This is a genomic window from Aurantimonas litoralis (genome assembly GCF_026153195.1).
Taxonomy (GTDB): domain Bacteria; phylum Pseudomonadota; class Alphaproteobacteria; order Rhizobiales; family Rhizobiaceae; genus Aurantimonas; species Aurantimonas coralicida.
The window spans coordinates 215248-237368 of the sequence record NZ_JAPFBM010000005.1 but is presented as its reverse complement, the minus strand read 5'-3'; the positions used below and the strand labels follow the sequence as shown (position 1 = coordinate 237368).

Genomic DNA, 22121 nt, shown 5'->3' with positions numbered 1-22121 from the left:
TGGTTTGAGGACAATCCGATTACCGGGCCGCCGATCGCGGCGGCCCGTCCGGCAGTCTAGAGCTCGACCCCGAGATGCTTGGCGGCGGTGAAGACGTCCTTGTCGCCGCGCCCGCAGAGATTCATCACGATGATCTGGTCCTTGCCCATGGTCGGGGCGCGCTTGACCACTTCGGCCAGCGCGTGGGCCGGCTCCAGCGCCGGGATGATGCCCTCGGTGCGGGTCAGGAGCTGGAAGGCCTCGAGCGCTTCGGTGTCCATGATCGGCACATATTCCACCCGGCCGGAATCCTTCAGCCAGGAATGCTCCGGCCCGATGCCCGGATAGTCGAGGCCGGCCGAAATCGAATGACCTTCCTTGATCTGGCCGTCGTCGTCCTGCAGCAGATAGGTGCGGTTGCCGTGGAGAACGCCGGGGGAGCCGGCGGTCAGCGAGGCGCAGTGCTCCTCGCCCTCCAGACCCTTGCCGCCCGCCTCGACGCCGACGATGGCGACATCCTTGTCGTCGAGGAAGGGATGGAACAGGCCAATGGCGTTGGAGCCGCCGCCGACGGCGGCCACCAGCATGTCCGGCAGGCGCCCTTCGGCGGCCATCATCTGCTCGCGGGTCTCCTTGCCGATCACCGACTGGAACTCGCGCACCAGCTCCGGATAGGGATGCGGGCCGGCGGCGGTGCCGATCAGGTAATAGGTGGAATCGACATTCGTCACCCAGTCGCGCAGCGCCTCGTTCATGGCGTCCTTCAGCGTGCCGTGGCCGGCGGTGACCGGCACGATCTCGGCGCCCAGGAGCTTCATGCGGAAGACGTTGGGCGACTGCCGCTCGACGTCGGTCGCGCCCATGTAGATGACGCAGGGCAGGCCGAAGCGGGCGCAGACCGTGGCGGTCGCCACGCCATGCTGGCCGGCGCCGGTCTCGGCGATGATCCGGGTCTTGCCCATCTTGCGGGCGAGCAGGATCTGGCCGAGGCAGTTGTTGATCTTGTGCGAGCCGGTGTGGTTCAGCTCGTCGCGCTTGAAATAGATCTTGGCGCCGCCGAGCTTCTCGGTCAGCCGCTCGGCGAAATAGAGCGGCGACGGCCGGCCGGTGTAATGGGTGTTCAGCCCGTCGAGCTCGGCCTTGAACGCCGGATCGACGCGGGCCGTCTCCCAGGCTTCCTGCAGATCGAGGATCAGCGGCATCAGCGTTTCGGCGACGAAACGGCCGCCGAAGATGCCGAAGCGGCCTTCCTCGTCGGGTCCGGCGCGGAAGGAATTCGGGGTCAGCGGCTGGTTCACGAGACTCGTGCCTTTCTCGCCGGCTCGCCAAGGCGATCCAGCGCATCGAAGAAGCTGTGCATGCGGCCGGCATCCTTGACGCCGGGGGCGCTCTCGACGCCGGACGAGACGTCGATGCCGGACGGATCGGCGATCCTGACGGCCTCGGCGACGTTGTCGGCGTCGATCCCTCCGGAGAGCATATAGGCCATTTGCGGGTCAAGGCCCGACCCGGCGGCCGAAAGCAACGTCCAGTCGAAGGAAACGCCGTTGCCGCCCGGCAAGTCGGAGCCCTTGGGGCGCTTGGAATCGAGCAGGATACGGTCAGCGACGCCGGCATAGGGCGCGACCGCGGCGAGATCCTCGGCGGCGGCCACCGGCAGCGCCTTCATCACTTTCAGCCCGGTGCGCGCCTTGATCTCGCGCACCCGTTCCGGCGTCTCGCGGCCATGCAGCTGAAGCCAGTCCGGCTTCACGTCACGGGCGAAACGCTCGAGCAGCGCATCGTCGGGATCGACCGTGACGATCACGGTCTCGGCGCGGCCGTCGACCTTGGCGACGAGTTCGGCCATCGGCCCCACGTCCATATGCCGCGGGCTTTTCGCGAAATGCACGAAGCCGACATGGCTTGCGCCACGCTCCAGCGCCACCGCGAGGGTCTCGGGCGTGGACAGTCCGCAGATCTTGACGTCGAAGGCTCGCAAAAGCCGTACTCCCGAAGGTCGGATCGCACTCTCGGCGCCCTTATCGCGCCTCTCGCCCCGGCCTGTAAAGGATGCGGCAAAACCGCGGGTCAGGCGCCGGAACAATCGATGGCGTGCAGGCCCGCCCCGTGGCGCTTCAGCCAGTCGCGGCCGTGGTCCATGCCCGGGCAAAGCTCGCGGCAGAGCGCCCAGAACGACGCGCCGTGGTTCATCTCGCGAAAATGCGCCACCTCGTGGGCGGCGAGATAGTCGAGAACCTCCGGCGGGGCCATGACGATGCGCCAGGAAAAGGCCAGCCGCCGGTCGATGGTGCAGGAGCCCCAGCGGCTGCGGGTGTCCTTCAACGCCATCGAACGTGGTCGCAGGCCGACGGTCGCCGCGTGGCGATCCACCGCCGCCTGCAGGTCCTGCCGCGCCTCGCGCTTCAGCGTATCGACGACGCGGCGCACGAAGTGCTCCGGCGCGCCGCCGACCATAAGACACGCCTCCCCGTCGACCGTCTCGAAGCGCGACGCCCGGCGCTCCGGCGCCGACACGAGGCGCAGCGTACCGCCGCGAAACGGAATCGTCGCGCCGTCGGCAACGACCACCTGCCCCGGCGCCCGCGCGACGCGCTCCTCGACCCAGCCGCGATGCCGCTCCAGGAATTCGGCGATCGCCCGGCCCGAGACCTGGCGCGGCGCGGTCACGACAACGCCGGACGCGCCGGGAGCAAGCCGCAGGATCATCCGCTTGGCGCGGGGATTGCGCCGGACCGTCACGGCGACCGGGCCGCCGGCGAGATCGAGCCGTTCGGGGATCGCGGAGACGCGTGGCTTGGCACGGGGAAAGAGGAAGGACATCGGCAGCCGAACAGGGATGGGCAGCAGCACGCCGCCGTTCGAATCGCAGTCTACACCGTCACGATACGAAAAACGGCGGCGCCCAGGGGACGCCGCCGTCTTTTTCATGAGCGCACGGCCAGCCCGGGCGCCATCGTCACGGTCAGGCCGGCTGGCCGTCGACCACCGGGCCCTCGTCGCGGCGCTTGCCGCGTTCGGCCATGAAGCGGTCGAACTCCTGCTGGTCCTTGGCCCGGCGCAGTTCGCGCGCATAGGCGGCGAATTCGGCCTCGGCCTCGTGCAGGCGGCGGCGCTCCTCGTCGAGGCGGCTGAGTTCCTTCTCCCGCCAGTCGTCGAAGGCGACATTGCCGGTCCGCGGGGCGCCGAAGGGGCTGCCCCCGCCGGCGCGCTTCAGGCCGCCGAACAGGCGGTCCGTCGTCTCATTGACGTCCCGCTTGAAGCCGTCCAAACGGTCACCCCAGAGGATGTAGGCCAGCATCGCCAGGCCGAGAGGCCAGAAGATCATGAAACCGCCAACCATCAGGGCAATCGTGGCCGGCGTCCATGCCGGACGAATCAAAGCTCGCGAAGTCATCGCAGTCACGTTCCTTTCGAAAATGGCCGCGACGCTGAGGCATCGCGGGGGCTTCGACATGTCTTGCTGCAGTATCCTCAACATGGTGACTGGCGAAACGGCGTTCAATCTCCTATCCGCGAAAAACCGCTGGTGCGCGCGTTTTTCGGATCGCCCGGCGGTCTCGGGATGACGCTGTTCGCCGCCTGCGCGGGCCTGTTCTGGAGTGCTTTCCTCGCCGCGACGCTCCTGCCCGGCGCCTCGGAGATCGTGCTCGTCGCGCTGCTTGCCGAAGGTGTCGGCGAGCCCTGGCTGCTGGTCGTCGTCGCCGGCGTCGGCAACACGTTCGGCTCGGTGGTCAACTGGGTCTGCGGCCGCTTCCTCTTGCACTATGCCGACCGCCGATGGTTTCCGGTGCCACCGCGCCATCTCGACAGGGCCACGGGGTTCTTCAACCGCTACGGCGTCTGGACCCTGCTGCTTGCGTGGTGGCCGCTCGGCGGCGATGCGCTGACGGTGATCGCCGGCGTGCTGCGGGTGCCGCTGCTGCGGTTCACGATCCTTGTCGCGATCGGCAAGTTCGCCCGCTACGCGGCGGTCGCCGGCGCGACGCTCGCCTGGCCGGGCCTCTGACGCCGACGTCCGCTTACGGCCCGCGGGATCGCGTCGACGGGTATGAAATTTTGATGACCCGGACGCCGGAACGCGGCTACGATGCTATCCTCGTCGCAAGGGAGGAGCCGCGATGCCATCGACCGTCATTCCCACCATCCGTTACGAGAATTGCCGCAAGATGATCACCTGGCTTTGCGACACACTCGGCTTCAGCCGCCACGCCGTCCACGAGGATACCGACGGCAGCATCCTGCACGCCGAACTCGTCCACGGCGACGGCATGGTGATGGTCGGCGATGTCCGGGACGACGATTTCGGTGCGTTGCAGGTGCCCGCCCGGCCCGACGCGGCGGTCACCCAGAGCCCCTATCTCGTCGTCAGGGACATCGATCATCTCTACGAGGCGGTCCAGGCGGCCGGCGCGACCATCGTCGCGGATCTGCAGGAGAAGAGCTACGGCTCGAAGGAATTCGCCTGCCGCGATCCCGAGGGCCAACTCTGGAACTTCGGCACCTACGATCCCTGGCGCACCGGACAATAGGGCCTGGCGCGACGGCGCGGCCATGGACTGGACGCAACCGATCGATGCCTATTGCGAGCGGCTGGAAGCCGGCTTCTGGGGCGAGCCGCTGAACGCGGTCTCCAACCTGGCCTTCCTCGTCGCAGCCGCCGCCGGCATTGCACTGTGGCGCTGGGCCGGCGGATCGGACCGGCCCGTGCTTCTGCTGGCCGGCCTCGTGGCCATCATCGGCATCGGCTCGTTCCTGTTCCACACCTTCGCCAACCGCTGGTCGAGCCTTGCCGACGTCCTGCCGATCGCGCTGTTCATCTACGCCTATTTCTTCCTGGCGCTGCACCGCCTCGTCGGGCTCGGCCGCTGGGCGGCCGGCCTCGGCACCGCTGGCTTTCTGGGCGCCTCGATCCTCTCGGAGCCGCTCTTCGCAGGAATGGTCGGTTCCTCGGCGGGCTACGTGCCGGCGCTTCTCGCCATGCTTGGGATCGGCAGCTATCTGGCCGCAACCCGGCATCGCGCGGGGCCGGCCGTCCTTGCGGCGGGAACGGTCTTTGCAGTCTCGCTCGCCCTGCGCATGGCCGACGCGCCGCTCTGTGCGGACTGGCCCCTCGGCACGCACTTCCTCTGGCACGTCCTCAACGCGGTGACGCTGGGGCTGCTGCTGGCCGCCGCCGTGGCGGGCCGCCGATCCGTCAGCGATGCGGCCAGAGCGACCGGACGCTGAGACGCGGCACGGTCTCTCCCAAAGCCGGGCAGCGCAGGACAAAAAAAGGCCGGACGCCTCCCCCGAAGCATCCGGCCCTGGCGGTCCCCCGCCCTGTAAACTGGTGTCCGGCGACGGATCGCCGGAGACAGCGCCTCCGCTCAGCGAGCGGCGAGGCGCTCCTTGCCCTGCTTGACCACGACGCGCGCATCCATCGGAACGCGCTCGTACAGGTCGATGATGTCCTGGTTCATCAGACGGATGCAGCCCGACGAGGCGGCGGTGCCGATCGTCCACCATTCCGGCGTGCCATGCAGGCGGAACAGCGTGTCCTTGCCGTTCTGGTAGAGATACAGCGCGCGGGCGCCCAGCGGGTTGGTCAGGCCGGGATCCATGCCGTCGCGATAGGGCTCGAGATCCGGCTTGCGGTCGATCATCTCGGCCGGCGGAAACCACTTCGGCCAGGAGCGCTTGGCGCGGATGTTGGCGTCGCCAGCCCAGGAGAATCCGGCGCGGCCGACACCGATGCCGTAGCGCATGGCCATGCCGTCGGCCTCGACCACGTAGAGGAAGCGGTTCGGCGTATCGACCACGACCGTGCCCAGTTCGTATTCACGGCCTTCCGGGAAGGACACGCGCTGGCGCAGATACTCGGGATCGATCTTGTCGGTCGGGATCGCCGGCAGTGCGTAGCCATCATCGACGACGGCCGAATAGCCCAGCGCCGAAGTGGCGCCGAGGCTGCCTTCGTTCGGCAGGCTGGTCGGCGCGGTGTAGGCGGAGACCCCGGACGGCGCCAACGATGCGCGCTGGTTGCTCGCGCAACCGGCAGCCACGGCCAGCGAGAGGACCGCGGCACCAAGGAGAAGGGAACGTTTGCTCGTCATCGAAAATGCCATGTTCGGGGTGGGATGGGATCAGTTCGCCGAACGAACCGCGCACCGGAGGAGCGCCGACCATCTGTAGCCGTCTCCTCGTTAGTCCGCGTCCATCCGTCAGGCAATACGCGATGGAAGCACGACGTTGGTTAACGAAGGCTTTGTTGCCGCTTGGTGACAGTTGACGGCAGCGGCCGCCGCGACATCTCAGGCGCACTCTGGGACGTTCGCAACCTGAGCTACGAGGGCTTTTTGATGAACATCGGAGAGGCGGCCCGGCTGTCCGGCCTCCCCCCCAAGACGATCCGCTATTACGAGGAAGTCGGGCTGGTCAAACCGTCCCGGGCCATCAACGGCTATCGCAATTACGGCGATCGCGATGTGCATCTCCTGCGGTTCCTCCAGCGCTCGCGCTCGCTCGGCTTCACCATCGAGGAAGCGCGACGGCTGATCTCGCTCTACGAGGACGAGGGACGGCGCAGCGAAGACGTCAAGTCGATGGCCAGTTCCCGCATGGCCGAGATCGACCGCAAGATCGCCGAGCTGCAATCGCTGAAACGCGCCCTTGCCGACCTCAGCGAACGCTGCCACGGCGACGACGGCCCGGACTGCCCGATCCTCGAGGAGATCTCCGGGGACCGCACCGGCCGCTGAGCCACGCCTTCGCATCGTCGGCGTATCAGTACCGCGGGGCGTGGCTGCGACGTCCCGCCGCGTTTCTGGTTTGTTCGCGTTTCTGCTTGCCGAGAGCGTCGCGGCTCGGCTAGGTCTCGATCATGCCGATCGTATCCCCCTTCCGCGTCGACCCGCTGGTCGACGGTCGCCAGTCCGAGCGTGCGATGATGGTGCGCCGGGGCGTGCAGCGCCTGATGCTGGCGCGCAAGGTGTCGCTGCTGCCGGAAATGGCGCTGGCGTCCGGCCGCCGGGCCGACCTCGTCTGCCTGTCGGAAAAGGGCGAGATCACCATCGTCGAGATCAAGACCTCGATCGAAGATTTCCGGGTGGACCGGAAATGGCCGGATTATCTGCAGCATTGCGACCGGCTGTTCTTCGCGACCCATCCGGGTGTGCCGGCGGACATCTTTCCCGAAAGCTGCGGGCTGATCGTGTCGGATGGCTACGGCGCGGAAATCCTGCGCGAGGCGCCGGAAGACCGGATTGCGCCGGCCACACGCAAGGCGATGACGCTGCGTTTCGCACGGCTGGCTGCCGACCGCCTGGTACAGGCGGAATGGGCGGCCAATCCGTTCATGACCGGCATGGCCGGAGAGACGGAGGCGGACTGACCGCCGCCGCTGGGTGCCGTGCTCAGCGCGGCGCGCGCTTGGCGAGGATCCGCTGCAGGGTCCGGCGGTGCATCGACAGCCGGCGGGCAGTCTCGGAGACATTGCGGTCGCACAATTCGTAGACGCGCTGGATATGCTCCCAGCGCACCCGGTCGGCCGACATCGGGTTCTCAGGCGGCGCGGCGCGGTCGCCGGCCTTGCGGCTGAGCGCGGCGATCACTTCGTCGGCATCGGCGGGCTTGGCGAGATAGTCGATGGCGCCGAGCTTCACGGCGGTGACGGCGGTGGCGATGTTGCCGTAGCCGGTCAGCACCACGACCCGCGCATCTTCACGGGCCCGCTGCAGCGCCTCGATCACGTCGAGCCCGTTGCCGTCGGCCAGCCGCATGTCGACGACGGCGCAGGCCGGTGCCGAGCGTTTCAGGGCGGCAAGCCCTTCCTCGACGCTTTCGGCGGTCACCACATCAAAGCCGCGCTGCTCGAGCGCCCGGCTCATACGCTGCAGGAACGGGCGGTCGTCATCGACCAGAAGCAGCGATCGGTCACCCTGCGGCAGAAACGACCGCTCAGGAGCAGTCCCTACAGTTTCGGTCAACATCGGCGTTCCTTTCCTTTGTCCGGGAAATGGAGCGCCGGGCACACGCCTTCAACGGCTTGCACCCGCCGGAACCGGTAATCGGCATGCGACCGAAGTACGCATCCGGCGCTCGCCACCCCCGTTCTGCCGCTGCGTCAATCGCGATTGGCCGGCCGGTTGGACAGGAAGATGTCCCGCGGCCAAGAGATCACCACGACGGCGCCGTTGGCGACGCGGCCGCGGCTTGCCCGGTTGGCGAAGGTGATCGAGGCGCCGGAGCGTTCGAGCAGCGTCTTGGCGATGAACACGCCGAGGCCGAGACCGCCGCCGGTGTTGCGCTCCGTGGAATCACGGTCCGACATGTAGGGGTCGCCGATCCGGTCGAGGATTTCCGGGGCAAAGCCCGGCCCGTCGTCCAGCACCTCGATATAGACATGGCTCTCGCTCCAGCCGGCGCGGATGACCACCTCGCCATCGGCAAAGTCCACCGCGTTCTCGACGATGTTGCCGAGGCCGTAGACGATACCGGCATTGCGGCGGGCGACTGGCTCGGCGCCGTCGCGCTCGACCGTCTCGACCTTCAGCGCGACGCCGAAATTGCGGTGCGGCTCGGCCACTTCGTCGATCAGCGACATCACCGACAGACGCGCCAGATGGGTCTCGCTCGACGAGGACAGGGAGCTGAGCTGTCGCAGGATCGTGCGGCAGCGCTCCGATTGCTCGACCAGCAGATCCACGTCCTCGCGCTGCGGATCGTCGGCCGGCACCGAACGACCCATTTCCTTGGCGACGAGGGCGATGGTGGCGAGCGGGGTGCCGAGCTCGTGGGCGGCGGCGGCGGCCAGACCGTCGAGCGCCGACAGATGCTGCTCGCGCTGCAGGACGAGTTCGGTGGCGCTCAGCGCATCGGCGAGCGCCCGCGATTCCGCCGCCACGCGGTAGATGTAGATCGAGGAGAAGACGAGGGTCGTGACGATCGCGAACCACAGGCCGCCGACATAGGAGATCGGCAGTTCCAGCGACATGCCGTGGGGCCAGGGCACCGGCATGTGGAAGAAGGCCAGCGCCGTCGTGCAGACCACCGCCAGGAGCCCCACCCCCACCGTCGTCAGCGGCGGCTGCGTCGCCGAGGCGATGATCGAGGGCACCACGAGGAACACCGTGAACGGGTTCTCGATGCCGCCGGTGAGAAACAGGAGGCCCGACGGCTGCAGGATGTCGAAGGTCAGCACGCCGGCCGCCGCCGTCGAGGACAGTCGCCGGCTCGCCGGGAAGCTGATCGACAGATAGATGTTCAACGCCACAGAGGCGGCGATCAGCGCAAGGCAGGTGCCGATCGGAAACGGCCACCACAGCCCCCAGGCCACGAAGACGCAGGCCGCGGTCTGTCCGGCGACGGAAAGCCAGCGCAGCCGCACCAGCGTCGCCAGGCGCAGCCGCTGGCTCTCGCGCATCATGGTCACGAAGGCCGGCAGGCGGAGGTCGAAACTGGAACGGGTCGCCTGGTCCATGATCGGCTTCAACTATTCTTGAAAGGAAATCGGAGACTTACCGTCTAGCCCGTCATCCGCATCGCCGAAAGTGGTCAAAGCCGCGCGGGGTGTCCGGGCAGCCGGGACCAAGTGCCGCGCCGGCTCCCATCATGGAACACCCGGCCGTCCTTTACCCTTTACCGTCCCGAAGCGCCAAGGCGCACAGGATCAAGACGGAAGGGACGCATCATGGCTCTCGCCAATCTCAAGGACATCTATATCGACCAGCTGCAGGACATTCACAGCGCCTGCAACCAGTCCGCCAAGGTCACCCGCGAGCTCGCCGGCGTGGCCACCGACCGCGACCTGAAGAGCGCGCTGGACGCCGGCGTCGCCGGCATCGAGGACGGCATCGCCACGCTGAAGGAGATCATCACCGCCCATGGCGCCGATCCCTCGGGCGAATTCTGCAAGGGCATGGAAGGCCTCGTCAAGGAAGCCCGCTCGCACGGCATCGAGGAGGAAATCACCGATCCCGACGCCCGCGACGCGATGATCATCACCCAGTATCAGCGCATGGCCCATTACGCGATCGCCGGCTATGGCTGCCTGGAAGCCTTCGCCAAGCGTCTCGACCTGAAGGATGACGCCCAGAAGCTGCAAAAGTGCCTGGACGCCACCTATCACGGCGACAAGACGATGACGCAGATCGCCACCGGCGGCATCAACAAGGCCGCCGCGTAAGCATCGCGACAGAGCCGGTATCAGGGCCGTCGGCGCATTCGCGCCGGCGGCCTTCTTCGTCTGGTCGACGGCCTACAGGACCTGGAAACCGTGCCGGAACGGGTCGCGGTCGTCGATGAAGATCGTGTTGATGCCGGTCAGCCGCGCCCAGCCGGCGATGGACGGCACGATCGCCGGCTTGCCGCCGATCTCGGCCGCGGCCTCGACCCGGCCGTGGAACAGCGAGCCGATGATGCTCTCGTGGACGAAATCGTCGCCCGACGCGAGGCGGCCCTTGGCCGCCCATTGCGCCATGCGCGCCGAGGTGCCGGTGCCGCAGGGGCTGCGGTCGATCGCCTTGTCGCCGTAAAACACCGCGTTGCGGGCCGTGGCACCCTCCATCGTCGGCTCGCCGGCCCACAGCACATGGCGCAGGCCGCGGATCGCCGGGGTCTCCGGGTGCACGAACTCATGGGCGTCGTTCAGCGCCGCGCGCAGCGGGCCGGACAGGGCGACAAGCTGGGAAGCGGTGAAGTCGGCCATGTCGCGGAAATTCGGCTGCGGATCGACGATGGCGTAGAAATTGCCGCCATAGGCGATGTCGACCGTCAGCGCGCCGAGACCGGGGCAGTCCACCGCGATGCCTTCGGCGTGCAGGAAGGCCGGCACATTGGTCAACCGGACCTCCTCGACGAAGCCGTTCTCTTCGCGGTAGCGGCAGGTGACCACGCCGGCCGGCGTGTCGAGCCGCAGGATCCCGGGCTCCTTCGGTCGGACCAGCCCGTGCTCCAGCGCCATGGTCACCGTGCCGATGGTGCCGTGGCCGCACATGGGCAGGCAGCCGGAGGTCTCGATGTAGAGCACGGCCACGTCGCAATCGTCGCGGGTCGGCGGATAGAGGATCGCGCCGGACATCATGTCGTGGCCGCGCGGCTCGAACATCAGCCCGGTGCGGATCCAGTCGTATTCGGCCATGAAATGCGCCCGCTTCTCGATCATCGTCGCCCCGTCGAGGAACGGGCCGCCGCCGGCGACGAGGCGGACGGGATTTCCGCAGGTGTGACCGTCGAGGCAGAAGAAGCTGTGGCGTGCCATGAGGATCTCCGGTGGCAGGTCAGGCGAAGCGGCGCGGCGAGAAGGCCGCAAGGTTGATCGGCGCCGGCGTGCCGGTGACGAGATCGGCGAGAATGCGCGCCGTCGCCGCCGACTGGGTCAGGCCGAGATGGCCGTGGCCGAAGGCATAGAACATGCGGTCGGTCGCGGACGCGGGCCCGATGACCGGGAGCGAGTCCGGCATGGACGGCCGAAACCCCATCCACTGCCGCCCGCCCGTGATGTCGAGTGCGGGCAGGAAGCGCTTCGCCTTCTCCAGCATGGTCGCCGACCGACGATAGTCCGGCGGGCGGTGCAGGCCGCCGAGCTCGACGGCGCCGCCCACCCGGATGCCGGATGTCAGCCGGCTTACCACGAAGCCGTGGCCGGGAAAGGTCAGTTGCCGCTTCAGGTCGAAGGCGCCCGGCGGCAGCGTGGTGTTGTAGCCGCGCTCGGTCTCCAGCGGCAGCCTGTCGCCGAGGGCGGCCGCCAGCGGCTTCGACCATGCGCCGCCCGCAACGATGGCGTGTCGTGCCAGGAGGTCCGCCCCGTCCGCCAGCTTCAGGCACACCCTGTCGGCGGCCGGCGTGAGGCCGCGCACCTCGGCGCGGACGATCCGCCCGCCCCGTTCGACGACGCGGTCGGCCAGCGCCCTGGCATAATCATAGGGATCGGCAATCGACTGCCAGCCGGGCACGAAGGTCCCGTGGGTGAAGCGCGGCGACAGGCCCGGCTGCAATTGCGCGATGCCGGCGGCGTCCAGATGGCGACAGGCGATGCCGGCGGCCTCGCGCGCCTGCCAGGCCCCCAGCGACGCCTCGAACTCGGCGCGGCTTTCGTAGAGTTCCAGCGCCCCGTCGAAGCGCAGCATCGCGTCGAGCCCTGCCGCCGCGATCAGCCGCCGGGTCTCGGTGCTCGCCAGTTCCATCATCGCCACCTGCGCCGCGAAGCTGGTCGCGAAGGCGGCGGGGCGGCTGGCGCGCCAGAAGCGGAACAGCCACGGCGCAATGGTCGGCAGATAGGCCGGCGGCACGCTCAAGGGACCCAGCGGATCGAGCAGCCAGCGCGGTGCCTTGCGCAGGATGCCCGGCGAGGCCAGCGGCATGACATCGCTGAACGCGAAGGCCCCGGCATTGCCGAAGCTTGCGCCGTGGGCGACCTCGCCCCGCTCGATCAGGACGACGCTTTGCCCGCGCTCCTGCAGGGCGAAGGCAGCGGTGATGCCGACGATGCCCGCGCCGACGATCGCGACATCCGCGTCGATTGTCCTGCCGTCACTGGTGGACGCCATCGCCTGTCCCCGCCACTGGTTCCTCGCAGCGATGCCGCAAGAACGACCGATGCACAAGGGGCGCGGCGGACGGCCTCCACGCGCCGTTCCGCCGGGACGTCCGTGCGGGCGGCGTCAGTCCGTGCGGCCGGCCCGGCAGCGGCGATAGGCGGCCTCGCCCTGGTCGAGCGCCCGCTGGCGGGTCAGCGCGCGCACACCGAACCCGTCCTCCCCGCGGTCGATGCGGTTCTCGTAGCTGTTGCCGGCGGTCTGGCGGGCATACTGGCGGCAGAAGGCATCGGAACCGCGGGGGTTCTCATTGGCCGACACCCGCGCGCCGACGATCGGCGAGCCGTTGGGATAGGGGGCGGTGCTGTTGCAGCCGGCAATGCCGGCAAGGACGGCAACCAGAAGAAGGGTGGATCGCATCCTGGATCTCCGAATCAGAGGCAAGCTGGCCGGATAGATGGCACCGATGGGCCGCCGCGCCAGTGGCCCGGTCCGAAGCCGGACGAGCTGCGACAGGGCGGCCGGGCCGAGGCGGCGAAACCGGTTTGACGAGGCCCCGGAGATCAGGGCATCTGCCGGGGATGGTGTATGACGAGATCGCTCCCCTTGCGCCGCAGATCGCAGCGGCCCGGCTGAGGTCCCTCGGCGGCCTGGCGTTTCTCGACAGCGCCATGCGCCACGAAACGCTGGGGCGCTATTCCTATGTCGCCGCCGCGCCCTTCGCCGCGTTCACGGTGGATGCCGACGGTGCGATGCTCGATGGACACCGCCTCGACGGCCCGCCGCTGGCGGCGCTCGACGCGGTCCTTGCCGCCCATCGCCAAGAAGCGCATCCCGATCTGCCGCCCTTTCAGGGCGGCGCCGTCGGCTTCATCGGCTACGAATTCGCCCGGCATCTGGAAACGTTCGCCGCGCCGGCTGATCTCGATCCGGCCAAGCCCAGCCTGCGCTTCGATCTCTACGACACGGTTCTCGCCTTCGATCACGAAGCCGACCGCGCCTTCGTGGTCGGCGCGCGCCGGGCCGGCGAAAGCGACGACGTGCCAGCCCGGGCGCGCATCGCACGCTTCCGTGCCGCGCTGGAGACTGAGGCGCCGGCGCTGGGTACTGGTGCCCGGCCGGGGGGCCTCGACTGGCGCTCCAATTTCTTTGCCGACGACTACCGGGCGGCGATCCAGAAGGTGCGCGACTACATTCTGGCCGGCGACATCTACCAGGCCAATGTCGCCCAGACCTTCACCGCCAGACTGCCCGCCGCCTTCGATCCCTTCGCGCTCTATCTGCGGCTGCGCCGGACCAATGCCGCACCCTTCGGCGCCTATCTGGAGCATGAGGGCCTCGCCATCGCGTCCTCCTCGCCGGAGCGCTTCCTGAAACGCGACGGCGACACGGTGGAGACCCGCCCGATCAAGGGCACGGCGAAGCGTTCTGCCGACCCGGAGGAAGACCGCTCGCTGGCCGAGGCGTTGCTGGCCTCGGAGAAGGACCGGGCCGAGAATGTCATGATCGTCGATCTCCTGCGCAACGACATCTCGCGCGTCTGCACCTCCGAATCCGTGGAGGTGCCGGTGCTGTGCGGCCTCGAAAGCTACGCCTCGGTCCATCACCTGGTCTCGGTGGTGACCGGAACACTTCGGCCCGGCCGGACCGCCGGCGACCTCATCGCCGCGACCTTTCCGGGCGGCTCGATCACCGGCGCGCCGAAGATCCGGGCCATGGACATCATCACCGAGATCGAGAACACCGCCCGTGGCCCCTATTGCGGCGCCATCGGCTATCTCGGCTTCGACGGGGCGATGGACCTCAACATCGCCATCCGCACCGTCAGCTTCGAGGCCGGCACGGCGCGGCTGTCGGCCGGCGGCGGCATCACCGTCCTGTCGGACCCGGCGGCCGAATACGAGGAGACCTTCACCAAGGCGACCCGCGTCTTCGCGGCCTTCGACGCGGACGACGGGAACGGCGCGAAGGACGGCCCGCGATGATCCTCGTCGTCGACAATTACGACAGCTTCGTCTTCAACGTCGCCCGCTATCTCGAACGGCTGGGCGGCGCCATCGAGGTCGTGCGCAACGATGCCGTCACACTGCAGGAGATCGACACGCTTGCGCCCTCGGCGGTGATCATCTCGCCGGGTCCCTGTTCGCCGCGCGAAGCCGGCATCTCGCTCGACCTGGTGCGGCACTTGTCCGGCCGCGTGCCGATCCTCGGCGTCTGCCTCGGCCATCAGGTCATCGGCGAGGCCTTTGGCGGCACCGTGACCCGGGCGCTCAAGCCCATGCATGGCCGTGCCTCGCGGATCGCCCATGACGCGGCGAACCTCTTCGACGGTTTGCCGCAACCGACCATGGTCGGGCGCTATCATTCGCTGATCGTTGAGGAGACGCCGGCAATGCGCGATCACCTCGCCATCGACGCCCGCTCGGACGAGGGCGAGATCATGGCCCTGTCGCACCACACGCACCCGACCTGGGGCATCCAGTTCCATCCCGAATCCGTGCTGACCGATCGCGGCGAACGGATCTTCGAGAATTTCCTGTCCCTGGCGGAGCGTTGGCGTGGACGAGATCTGGATTGACGGCGGCTTTGCGCCGGCCCCCGGCGCCGTTGCCGCGAACGACCGCGGCCTGACCCTTGCCGACGGGGTGTTCGACACGTCGCTGGTTCTGGGCGGCAGGGTGTTTCGCCAGGAGGCCCATCTCGACCGGCTGATGGCCGCGGCGGCCGGCCTCGCGATTCCGGCGGACCGCGCGGCGCTGGAACTGGCGATGACGGCGCTGGCCGAGCGACGCGGCGACGGGGCCATCCGCCTGACGCTGACCCGCGGCCCCGGCGCCCGCGGCCTCGCCTTTCCCGCCGATCCGCAGCCGACGCTGATCGGCACCACGGCGCCGCTTGCCCCCGGGATGATGTTCGCGCCGCTGCGGCTTCAGGTCTCTAAGATCCGCCGCAACGAGACCTCGCCGACGGCGCGGGTGAAATCGCTGGCCTATCTCGACAGCGTCCTTGCCAACCATGCCGCAAGGCAGGCCGGTGCCGACGAGGCGCTGTTCCTCAACGGGGCGGGTCGCGTCGCCTGTTCGGCGCTGGCGAATGTCTTCACCCTGGCGGGGACCGAGCTCGTCACGCCGCCACGCGACGACGGCGTCCTCGACGGCATCGTGCGGGGCTGGATTCTCGACAATGCCGGCGCGTTCGGCTTGTCGGCGGTCGAAAGGTCCCTGACGCTCCCCGATCTCGCGGCGGGCCGGATCGTCCTGACCAACAGCCTGCGCCTCATCGCCCCGGCCAGCCTCGATGGGCCGGTTAGGCCGGCCCCGCCGTTGCGCGCGCTGATGGAAGGGCTCTGCGCCGCCATCGCGGAGGAATGCGGGGTCGATCCGCGCGAGCGCAGAGCGGTGCTGCCCGGCTAAGCCGAGCCGCCCGCCTCAGCGCTGCGTCGTGCCGCCCGCCAGGAGCCAGGCGGGATCGAACCAGGTATCGGCCTCGCCGTCATAGGGCAGTGTGTTGATGTCCCAGTGGCGCACATAGCGCGCATAGACGTCCCAGACCGCCGGGCCGCCACCGATATAGACCACCCGCTCGCCGAAGCTCTCGAGCACCGCCTGCGGATCGTCGGACGAGCGGATTTCCACGATGGTGCGGTCCTTGCGGGCGAAATCCGGGAAGGACGCGACGGTCTTGGGCCCGGCGATCAGCACATGACCGCGGGTGATCTCGAAAAAGCGCTCGACATCCTCGGTGTAGACCCGCTCGGGACGCCCCTCCCACGGCATGCCGCCATCGAGGCCGAGTTGTCCGCTCCGGCCGATCGCGCAGATGACCCTGACGTCGGGCATGCGTCCCGCTCCTCTGTGCCGCACGTCGACCGACGACGCGCTCGGGTTGTGGTCTGATGCCAGATTCGGCGCGGCGAGGCCATTGTTCACCGGGAACCGATCGCGGAATTTCTCGTTCGACAAACACCGCGGACCCCGCGTCAGCAACGTTCGGGCCGTGCCGGCCGCCCGTCGCGCGCTACGAACTGCCAGCCTTGCGGATACTATGTATGGCTGTCTTTTTCGTGCGAAGAATATAGCAGTTTAAGGACCGGCCCTCGGCTAACGGTTAACCGGGATCATGGATACGAACACACAGACAACAGCATCGGTCCACACCGATCCTTCGACAATGATGACGCCGGTGATCGTGCCGTCGCTCCTGTCGATCGCCAAGTCCACCCGGGCCTTTCTTGCCCTGCTTCTTGCCGATATCGGACTGCATCCCGGCCAGGACCAGCTCCTCGACCGTCTCGATCCCCTCGCCCCGGTCAGCGTGTCGGCGCTGGCCGAACAGCTCTCGGTGCGGCCTTCCACGGTGTCCAAGATGCTGGACCGGCTGATCGAGAAGGGGCTGGTCGCCCGCTCGGCCAACAGTGCCGATGCGCGCCGCACGATGGTGCAGCTGACCCCGGACGGCGAGCGGGTGCAGGCGACCGTACGGAACGTCTGGCAGCGGCTCGAGATCGACCTCGCTCAGTCCCTGACGCAGGACGAACTGCAGGTGCTGCAGAGTTCCCTGACGCGCACCGGCGATATCCTGACCCAGAAGCTGCGACGCCTGCGCTAGGCGCGCGGCAGCCACGCGGGCGCTCGATTGACGCGCGCCCCGGCACTGCCTATTCCGCGATCGCCGGCTTGCGGCAGCGGAGGGGACAATGCCGATAAGCGAGTTCGTGACGATTGCCGGCAGCGGCCTCAGCGCCGAGATTGCGACAGCCGGCGCAGCGGTCCGGGCCGTTCACCTCGACGGATTTGACCATTCGCTGGTCGTCGGCGCCGCCGACCCCGAGCATTACACAACCGGCAACCGCGAATATCTCGGCGCCACCATCGGCCGCTTCGCCAATCGGATCGGCGAAGGTCGCTTCACCATTGACGGTCGAGGCTCCCAGCTCGCCCGCAACGACCCGCCCAATCATCTGCATGGCGGTCCGAAGGGCTTCTCGACGCGCATCTGGACCATCGTCGAGCGCGCCCCGGACGCGCTGACCCTGAGCCTCGTGTCGGCCGATGGCGACGAGGGCTATCCCGGGACCGTCGACATCACCGCCCGCTTCGCGATCCTACCGGACCAGACGCTGTCGGTGAGCTACGAGGCGACCAGCGATCGCCCGACCCCGGTGAATCTGACGACGCATTTCTACTTCAATCTCGACGGCAGCGACGACATTCGCGGCCACCGACTGACGCTGGCGGCAGATCGCTATCTGCCGATCGACGCCGCGGCGCTTCCGACGGGGGCGATCGCACCGGTCGCGGGCACGCCGTTCGACTTCGGCGCGGGCCGGCTGGTGGGCGAGGCCCCCGATCCGCTCGACCACAATTTCTGCCTGGCCGACACGACGGCACCGGAGCCGCGCCTTGCCGCCCGGCTCGAGGGCGAGGCCAGCGGCATCACCCTGACGCTCTCGACCACAGAGCCCGGCCTGCAGGTCTATGACGGCGCCAAGCTGGACGGCTCGATCCTGGGCCATGGCGGGGTGGCGATCGGCAGCCGCTCGGCCTTGGCGCTTGAGCCCCAGGGCTGGCCGGATTCGCCCAATCGGCCCGAGTTTCCCCAGGCGATCCTGCGGCCGGGCGAGACCTATCGCCATCACAGCCTCTACCGTTTTTCCGCCGGCTGACACACGCCCTGCCCTCGTCAGGAAGCGTTCATCATCCGGGCCTACAAGCCTGTGCGCGGCGGCTATGTAATCGCCGCAATTGTGCCTATGCTCACGCCTTCGTGTCTGTTCTCAAACTCACAAGCAGCCCGTGAATCACAAGAGTTTTGCGTCCCGCCGTACCGCGCTGAAGACAGGTGTGGCCCTCACCCTCGCAGCGCTTCTGCCCCGTCCCGGCTTTGCCCAGGAGACGGAGGCTCCCACGCCGCCGGCCCGCCAGCCGGCAACCGTCGGCGCGCCCGATGCGCCGTTCACCTTCGATGAGCTGGCCGCGCGCATGCAGCAGCGCGCCGGGGAATCCTACAGCGCGCCGGCCAACGACCTGCCGCAGGAAATCCTCGACCTCAATTACGACGAGCACCGGGCGATCCGCTTCCGGCCGGACCATGCCCTGTGGCGCGCCGAGCCGGTGGAGTTCCACCTGCAGGCCTTCTATCCCGGCTGGGTGTTCAAGGAGACCACCAAGGTCTTCGTCGGGCAGAACGGCGTCTACAATCGCCACGATTTCGCGCCCTCAGATTTCGAATACCGGCCGCCGCTGGATCCCTCGAAATTCCAGGACCTGCCGCTGGACGGCGTCGCCGGCTTCCGGATCCACGCGCCGATCGAACGGCCGGACTATTTCGACGAGCTGGTGACCTTCCTGGGCGCGAGCTATTTCCGCGCGCTGGGCACCGGCACCCGCTACGGGCTGTCGGCCCGCGGCCTCGCCATCAACACCGCGACCAGCGAGACCGAGGAATTCCCGCGTTTCAGCGCCTTCTACATCGACGCGCCGAAGCCGGGCGATTCACGCATCCGGCTGATGGCGGAGCTCGACAGCCCGAGCCTCACCGGCGCCTATTCCTTCCTGATCACGCCGGGCCCGCAGACCACGATCGACGTGACCACCCGGCTGTTCTTCCGCACCGACGTCAACCGCGTCGGCATCGCGCCGCTGACCTCCATGTACACCTTCGGCGAGAACGACCGCTTCGGCCGCGACGACTTCCGCCCCGAGGTCCATGACAGCGACGGCCTGTGCATTCGCCGGGCCGATGGCGAAAAGCTGTGGCGGCCGCTGAAGAACCCCGAAAACCTGGCGATGTCATACTTCCAGGAGACCAGCCCGCGCGGCTTCGGCCTCCTGCAGCGCGATCGCGACTTCTCCCATTACGAGGACATCGAGGCCCGGTACGAACTGCGACCCTCGCTGATGATCGAGCCGCTGGGCGACTGGGGCAAGGGCACCGTCGAGCTCGTCGAGATCCCGACGGATTCGGAAGCCAACGACAACATCGTCGCCTTCTGGGTGCCCGAGGCCAAGGCCGAAGCCGGCGGCGCGATGGAGTTCAGCTACCGGATGCACTGGGGCCTCGACGTCGAGCCCGAGGACAACCAGGCCAAGGTCACCGGCACCTTCATCGGCGTCGGCGGCAACGCCGCGGATGCCGACCTGTCGACCCATCGCATCGCCATCAATTTCGAGGGCGGCAGCATTGCCAAGCTGCCCGCCGATGCCCAGATCGAGCCCCTGATCGACGTGCCGGACAACACCCGGCTGATCCATTCGGGAATCGCCCGGCTGCCCAATGGCGGCTGGCGCGTCGCCCTGGAACTCGAGAAGACCGATTCACAGCCTGCTGAACTTCGCGTGAAACTTTCGATGCTGCAGCGCATTGTCAGTGAGACGTGGCTCTATCAATGGACGAACAGGACATGACCGTTTTTGCAACGGAAGACCGCCGCTCCATGCAGGAGACCAATGCCGGCCGGCTGATCGGCCGGGCCGATCTGGACGACGATGTCGTACTGGACGCCGTGCGCACGCGCCTTGCCGCGAGCGGACGCGCCGACGACGCCGAACGCGTGCTGGCCGCTGCCATGCAGGGCGATGCGGCGTCGCTGACCTTCGTGCGCACGGTCGCCGTGCCGCCGCCCGTGGCCCGGCTCACGATGCCGATCCAGCCGCTGACCGGCCGGCCGCTGCGCTTCCCGACGATCTCGCTCGGCCGCCTTTCCGCCGACCGCAATTGATCACCATGCCTGAACGGCCCGGTCTGATCCGGGCCGTGGCACCATCTCACCGACGGACACCGCGTTGATCACGGCTCAGCGTCTTCTCTTCGCCCTGGCCTCCGTCGTGCTGGCGGCGATCGCAGCTTCGCTGTTCTTCATCGTCGTGACGGTGAACGGGGTGACCTATCTGCACATCGTGCAGATCAGCCTGCTCGTGCTGTGCTGCCTCTGGCTCGCCTGGGGCTTCAACATGGCGCTGGCCGGCATCATGTCGTCCGGCGCGCCGCCGCGCCGCCGGGCGCTGCCCGGCCATGTCAGCCGCACCGCCATCCTCGTCCCTGTCTACAACGAGGACGCCGAAGCGGTGCTGGCGCGCGTCGGTGCCATGTATGAGGGCCTGCGCAGCATCGGCGGGCTCGACGCCTTCGACTTCTACATCCTCAGCGATTCCACCCGGGCCGAGAACGTCGCCGCCGAACGGCGCGGCGTCGACATGCTGCTGTCCGAACTCGGCGCGGCCGGCCGGCTCTACTACCGCAACCGCGAGAAGAATGTCGGCCGCAAGGCCGGCAACATCGCCGACTTCGTGACCACCAGCGGCGGTGCCTACGACTACATGCTGGTGCTCGACGCCGACAGCCTGATGCGGCCGGAGACCATGGTCGAGATGGTCGCCCGGATGGATGGCGACCCCGAACTCGGCCTGTTGCAGACCCAGCCGCTGATCATTGGCCGGCGCACCCTGTTCGGGCGTGCGCTGCAGTTTTCCGCAGCCCTGTTCTCGCCGGTCTTCTCGCGCGGCATCGCGGTGCTGCAGGGCCGCGAGGGGCCGTTCTGGGGCCACAACGCCATCCTGCGCGTGCGCGCCTTCGCGGCGTCCTGCGGCCTGCCCGACCTGCACGGCCGTCCGCCCTTCGGCGGCCATATCCTCAGCCATGATTCCGTCGAGGCGGCGCTTCTGGCGCGGGCCGGCTACAAGGTGCAGGTCGATCCGGATCTCGAGGGCTCCTACGAGGAAGCCCCGGCCAACATCATCGAATATGCCAAGCGCGACCGCCGCTGGTGCCAGGGCAACCTCCAGCACGGCAAGCTCCTCGCCGCGCCGGGGCTGAAGCTGTGGAGCCGCGTCTCGCTGGCCAGCGGGATCATGGCCTATGCCGCCTCGCCGATCTGGCTGATGTTCCTGATCGTCAGCCTGCTCGACCCGATCCTGGCGCCGGAGCCGAACTATTTCCCGGCCGATTCCCTGTTCCCGGTGTTCCCGCGCCCCGAAACCGGCAAGGCGCTGCTCCTGCTCTTCGGCATCTTCGTGCTGCTGCTCCTGCCCAAGACGCTGATCGCGGTCGGCAGCGCCTTCACCGCCCGGCGTCGGCGGTTCGGCGGAACGCTGGCAGTGCTGGCCGGCGCGACGGCGGAGCTGGTGATGACCAGCATCCTCGCCCCGGTGATGATGATGTTCCAGTCGAAGGCCGTGGCCGAGATCCTGATCGGCGCCGATGCCGGCTGGCCCTCGACCGAGCGCGCTGACGGCAGCCTGCCGCTCGACGCCGCCTTCAAGGCGAGCTGGTGGATGGTGCTGGCCGGCGGCCTCGTGCTGTTCGCCACGATCAACTACGCCCCGAACCTCGTCCTATGGACCTTGCCGATCGCGCTGCCGCTCGTTGCGGCGCCGGTCCTGATCAGCGCCACCGGCAACCCGGCGCTGGGCGACTGGGTGCGTCGCCAGCGCCTGTTCGAGACGCCCTTCGAGTCCGATCCCGAGCCGGTGATCCGCAGCTATGCCCTCTGGCAGGAGCGGCTGGCCCGTCTTTCGGCCGGTGCCGACCTTGAGAAAGCCACAGTGTCGGTGGCACCGGTGCTGCCCGATCCCGCATGAGGCTGCCCCCGAGACGATGACCGCTGTCACCCGTACTGCCTTTAAGTCA

Annotated in this window: 25 protein-coding genes; 14 read left to right on the top strand and 11 right to left on the bottom strand. The window is 68.3% G+C overall.

The features are described from left to right. Positions 1-56 precede the first annotated feature (56 nt). The 4 genes from trpB to N7I30_RS13050 all read right to left on the bottom strand — a co-directional run bounded on the left by trpB (position 57) and on the right by N7I30_RS13050 (position 3376). A complete protein-coding gene (gene trpB, locus N7I30_RS13065; protein WP_024349456.1) occupies positions 57-1277 on the bottom strand; it encodes a tryptophan synthase subunit beta in 1221 nt (406 codons plus the stop codon). Beyond that, positions 1274-1960, bottom strand: a complete 687-nt coding sequence (locus N7I30_RS13060; RefSeq protein WP_498639382.1) for a phosphoribosylanthranilate isomerase — start codon at positions 1958-1960, stop codon at positions 1274-1276. The genes trpB and N7I30_RS13060 overlap by 4 nt, the downstream gene beginning before the upstream one ends. A gap of 89 nt (positions 1961-2049) precedes the next feature. Beyond that, complete coding sequence (locus N7I30_RS13055; RefSeq protein WP_498639380.1) at positions 2050-2832, bottom strand: M48 family metallopeptidase; 783 nt, start codon at positions 2830-2832, stop codon at positions 2050-2052. Between the two features lie 112 nt (positions 2833-2944). Further along, positions 2945-3376 carry a DUF2852 domain-containing protein gene (locus tag N7I30_RS13050; RefSeq protein WP_009211096.1) on the bottom strand — a complete coding sequence of 144 codons (432 nt, stop codon included), beginning with the start codon at positions 3374-3376 and terminating at the stop codon, positions 2945-2947. A gap of 63 nt (positions 3377-3439) precedes the next feature. On the opposite strand from N7I30_RS13050, the gene N7I30_RS13045 reads away from it, so the two are divergent. From N7I30_RS13045 to N7I30_RS13035, 3 genes are all read left to right on the top strand, one after another. Continuing rightward, a complete protein-coding gene (locus tag N7I30_RS13045) occupies positions 3440-3988 on the top strand; it encodes a YqaA family protein (protein WP_498639378.1) in 549 nt (182 codons plus the stop codon). Between the two features lie 112 nt (positions 3989-4100). Further along, positions 4101-4511, top strand: a complete 411-nt coding sequence (locus N7I30_RS13040; RefSeq protein ID WP_498639376.1) for a VOC family protein — start codon at positions 4101-4103, stop codon at positions 4509-4511. 22 nt (positions 4512-4533) lie between these two features. Beyond that, positions 4534-5208: a ceramidase domain-containing protein gene (locus tag N7I30_RS13035; protein ID WP_498639374.1), complete on the top strand. Its 675-nt coding sequence runs from the start codon at positions 4534-4536 to the stop codon at positions 5206-5208. A 140-nt stretch (positions 5209-5348) separates the two neighbouring features. Here N7I30_RS13035 and N7I30_RS13030 read toward each other — a convergent pair whose 3' ends face one another. Then, entirely contained in the window at positions 5349-6074 is a 726-nt protein-coding gene (locus tag N7I30_RS13030) for a L,D-transpeptidase (protein ID WP_420804757.1), read from the bottom strand. A 246-nt stretch (positions 6075-6320) separates the two neighbouring features. On the opposite strand from N7I30_RS13030, the gene cueR reads away from it, so the two are divergent. Further along, complete coding sequence (cueR, locus tag N7I30_RS13025) at positions 6321-6719, top strand: Cu(I)-responsive transcriptional regulator (protein WP_009211101.1); 399 nt, start codon at positions 6321-6323, stop codon at positions 6717-6719. A 122-nt stretch (positions 6720-6841) separates the two neighbouring features. Continuing rightward, the gene (locus tag N7I30_RS13020) at positions 6842-7351 is read left to right on the top strand and encodes an MmcB family DNA repair protein (RefSeq protein WP_009211102.1); all 510 of its coding nucleotides are present in this window, start codon (positions 6842-6844) and stop codon (positions 7349-7351) included. Positions 7352-7373: 22 nt separating this feature from the next. On the opposite strand, the gene N7I30_RS13015 is transcribed toward N7I30_RS13020, so the two are convergent. Then, on the bottom strand, positions 7374-7949 hold the full coding sequence (locus tag N7I30_RS13015) for an ActR/PrrA/RegA family redox response regulator transcription factor (protein WP_188075200.1): 576 nt from the start codon (positions 7947-7949) through the stop codon (positions 7374-7376). Positions 7950-8083: 134 nt separating this feature from the next. Further along, a complete protein-coding gene (locus tag N7I30_RS13010) occupies positions 8084-9439 on the bottom strand; it encodes an ActS/PrrB/RegB family redox-sensitive histidine kinase (RefSeq protein ID WP_498639371.1) in 1356 nt (451 codons plus the stop codon). A gap of 210 nt (positions 9440-9649) precedes the next feature. On the opposite strand from N7I30_RS13010, the gene N7I30_RS13005 reads away from it, so the two are divergent. After that, positions 9650-10144, top strand: a complete 495-nt coding sequence (locus N7I30_RS13005) for a YciE/YciF ferroxidase family protein (protein WP_498639368.1) — start codon at positions 9650-9652, stop codon at positions 10142-10144. Between the two features lie 72 nt (positions 10145-10216). Here the strand turns inward: N7I30_RS13005 and N7I30_RS13000 are convergent, their stop codons facing one another. The 3 genes from N7I30_RS13000 to N7I30_RS12990 form a co-directional block, all read right to left on the bottom strand. Beyond that, a complete protein-coding gene (locus N7I30_RS13000; protein WP_498639366.1) occupies positions 10217-11218 on the bottom strand; it encodes a 4-hydroxyproline epimerase in 1002 nt (333 codons plus the stop codon). Positions 11219-11237: 19 nt separating this feature from the next. After that, positions 11238-12506, bottom strand: a complete 1269-nt coding sequence (locus N7I30_RS12995; protein ID WP_498639364.1) for an NAD(P)/FAD-dependent oxidoreductase — start codon at positions 12504-12506, stop codon at positions 11238-11240. A 114-nt stretch (positions 12507-12620) separates the two neighbouring features. After that, the gene (locus N7I30_RS12990) at positions 12621-12914 is read right to left on the bottom strand and encodes a hypothetical protein (RefSeq protein ID WP_498639362.1); all 294 of its coding nucleotides are present in this window, start codon (positions 12912-12914) and stop codon (positions 12621-12623) included. Between the two features lie 161 nt (positions 12915-13075). Here N7I30_RS12990 and pabB point away from each other — a divergent pair, with 161 nt between their 5' ends. The 3 genes from pabB to N7I30_RS12975 are packed head-to-tail and all read left to right on the top strand — an operon-like array spanning position 13076 to position 15907. Beyond that, positions 13076-14479 (top strand): aminodeoxychorismate synthase component I, encoded by a 1404-nt coding sequence (gene pabB, locus N7I30_RS12985; RefSeq protein ID WP_498639360.1) that lies wholly within the window; start codon positions 13076-13078, stop codon positions 14477-14479. Further along, on the top strand, positions 14476-15072 hold the full coding sequence (locus N7I30_RS12980) for an anthranilate synthase component II (RefSeq protein ID WP_498639358.1): 597 nt from the start codon (positions 14476-14478) through the stop codon (positions 15070-15072). Before pabB ends, N7I30_RS12980 begins: the two co-directional genes overlap by 4 nt. Then, on the top strand, positions 15053-15907 hold the full coding sequence (locus tag N7I30_RS12975; RefSeq protein WP_498639356.1) for an aminotransferase class IV: 855 nt from the start codon (positions 15053-15055) through the stop codon (positions 15905-15907). Before N7I30_RS12980 ends, N7I30_RS12975 begins: the two co-directional genes overlap by 20 nt. Positions 15908-15922: 15 nt before the next feature. Here the strand turns inward: N7I30_RS12975 and N7I30_RS12970 are convergent, their stop codons facing one another. Next, on the bottom strand, positions 15923-16333 hold the full coding sequence (locus N7I30_RS12970; protein WP_228239159.1) for a dihydrofolate reductase: 411 nt from the start codon (positions 16331-16333) through the stop codon (positions 15923-15925). A 280-nt stretch (positions 16334-16613) separates the two neighbouring features. Here N7I30_RS12970 and N7I30_RS12965 point away from each other — a divergent pair, with 280 nt between their 5' ends. The 5 genes from N7I30_RS12965 (at position 16614) to mdoH (ending at position 22072) form a co-directional block, all read left to right on the top strand. Beyond that, complete coding sequence (locus N7I30_RS12965) at positions 16614-17102, top strand: MarR family winged helix-turn-helix transcriptional regulator (protein ID WP_029702777.1); 489 nt, start codon at positions 16614-16616, stop codon at positions 17100-17102. A gap of 88 nt (positions 17103-17190) precedes the next feature. Next, the gene (locus N7I30_RS12960) at positions 17191-18159 is read left to right on the top strand and encodes an aldose epimerase family protein (RefSeq protein ID WP_498639353.1); all 969 of its coding nucleotides are present in this window, start codon (positions 17191-17193) and stop codon (positions 18157-18159) included. A 178-nt stretch (positions 18160-18337) separates the two neighbouring features. Then, positions 18338-19900, top strand: coding sequence for an OpgD/OpgG family glucan biosynthesis protein (locus N7I30_RS12955; protein WP_228239162.1), 1563 nt, complete (start codon positions 18338-18340; stop codon positions 19898-19900). Further along, positions 19897-20214: a hypothetical protein gene (locus tag N7I30_RS12950; RefSeq protein WP_498639350.1), complete on the top strand. Its 318-nt coding sequence runs from the start codon at positions 19897-19899 to the stop codon at positions 20212-20214. Before N7I30_RS12955 ends, N7I30_RS12950 begins: the two co-directional genes overlap by 4 nt. A 64-nt stretch (positions 20215-20278) precedes the next feature. Beyond that, a complete protein-coding gene (mdoH, locus tag N7I30_RS12945; protein WP_277024637.1) occupies positions 20279-22072 on the top strand; it encodes a glucans biosynthesis glucosyltransferase MdoH in 1794 nt (597 codons plus the stop codon). Positions 22073-22121: the final 49 nt, after the last annotated feature.

Excerpts from the sequence above, each read along its gene's own strand:
- N7I30_RS13050 (WP_009211096.1), bottom strand. The coding sequence starts at position 3,376 with ATGACTTCGCGAGCTTTGATTCGTCCGGCATGGACGCCGGCCACGATT.
- N7I30_RS13040 (WP_498639376.1), top strand. The coding sequence starts at position 4,101 with ATGCCATCGACCGTCATTCCCACCATCCGTTACGAGAATTGCCGCAAG.
- N7I30_RS13035 (WP_498639374.1), top strand. The coding sequence starts at position 4,534 with ATGGACTGGACGCAACCGATCGATGCCTATTGCGAGCGGCTGGAAGCC.
- N7I30_RS13030 (WP_420804757.1), bottom strand. The coding sequence starts at position 6,074 with ATGACGAGCAAACGTTCCCTTCTCCTTGGTGCCGCGGTCCTCTCGCTG.
- cueR (WP_009211101.1), top strand. The coding sequence starts at position 6,321 with ATGAACATCGGAGAGGCGGCCCGGCTGTCCGGCCTCCCCCCCAAGACG.
- N7I30_RS13020 (WP_009211102.1), top strand. The coding sequence starts at position 6,842 with ATGCCGATCGTATCCCCCTTCCGCGTCGACCCGCTGGTCGACGGTCGC.
- N7I30_RS13015 (WP_188075200.1), bottom strand. The coding sequence starts at position 7,949 with ATGTTGACCGAAACTGTAGGGACTGCTCCTGAGCGGTCGTTTCTGCCG.
- N7I30_RS13010 (WP_498639371.1), bottom strand. The coding sequence starts at position 9,439 with ATGGACCAGGCGACCCGTTCCAGTTTCGACCTCCGCCTGCCGGCCTTC.
- N7I30_RS13005 (WP_498639368.1), top strand. The coding sequence starts at position 9,650 with ATGGCTCTCGCCAATCTCAAGGACATCTATATCGACCAGCTGCAGGAC.
- N7I30_RS13000 (WP_498639366.1), bottom strand. The coding sequence starts at position 11,218 with ATGGCACGCCACAGCTTCTTCTGCCTCGACGGTCACACCTGCGGAAAT.
- N7I30_RS12995 (WP_498639364.1), bottom strand. The coding sequence starts at position 12,506 with ATGGCGTCCACCAGTGACGGCAGGACAATCGACGCGGATGTCGCGATC.
- N7I30_RS12990 (WP_498639362.1), bottom strand. The coding sequence starts at position 12,914 with ATGCGATCCACCCTTCTTCTGGTTGCCGTCCTTGCCGGCATTGCCGGC.
- pabB (WP_498639360.1), top strand. The coding sequence starts at position 13,076 with ATGGTGTATGACGAGATCGCTCCCCTTGCGCCGCAGATCGCAGCGGCC.
- N7I30_RS12980 (WP_498639358.1), top strand. The coding sequence starts at position 14,476 with ATGATCCTCGTCGTCGACAATTACGACAGCTTCGTCTTCAACGTCGCC.
- N7I30_RS12970 (WP_228239159.1), bottom strand. The coding sequence starts at position 16,333 with ATGCCCGACGTCAGGGTCATCTGCGCGATCGGCCGGAGCGGACAACTC.
- N7I30_RS12965 (WP_029702777.1), top strand. The coding sequence starts at position 16,614 with ATGGATACGAACACACAGACAACAGCATCGGTCCACACCGATCCTTCG.
- N7I30_RS12960 (WP_498639353.1), top strand. The coding sequence starts at position 17,191 with ATGCCGATAAGCGAGTTCGTGACGATTGCCGGCAGCGGCCTCAGCGCC.
- N7I30_RS12950 (WP_498639350.1), top strand. The coding sequence starts at position 19,897 with ATGACCGTTTTTGCAACGGAAGACCGCCGCTCCATGCAGGAGACCAAT.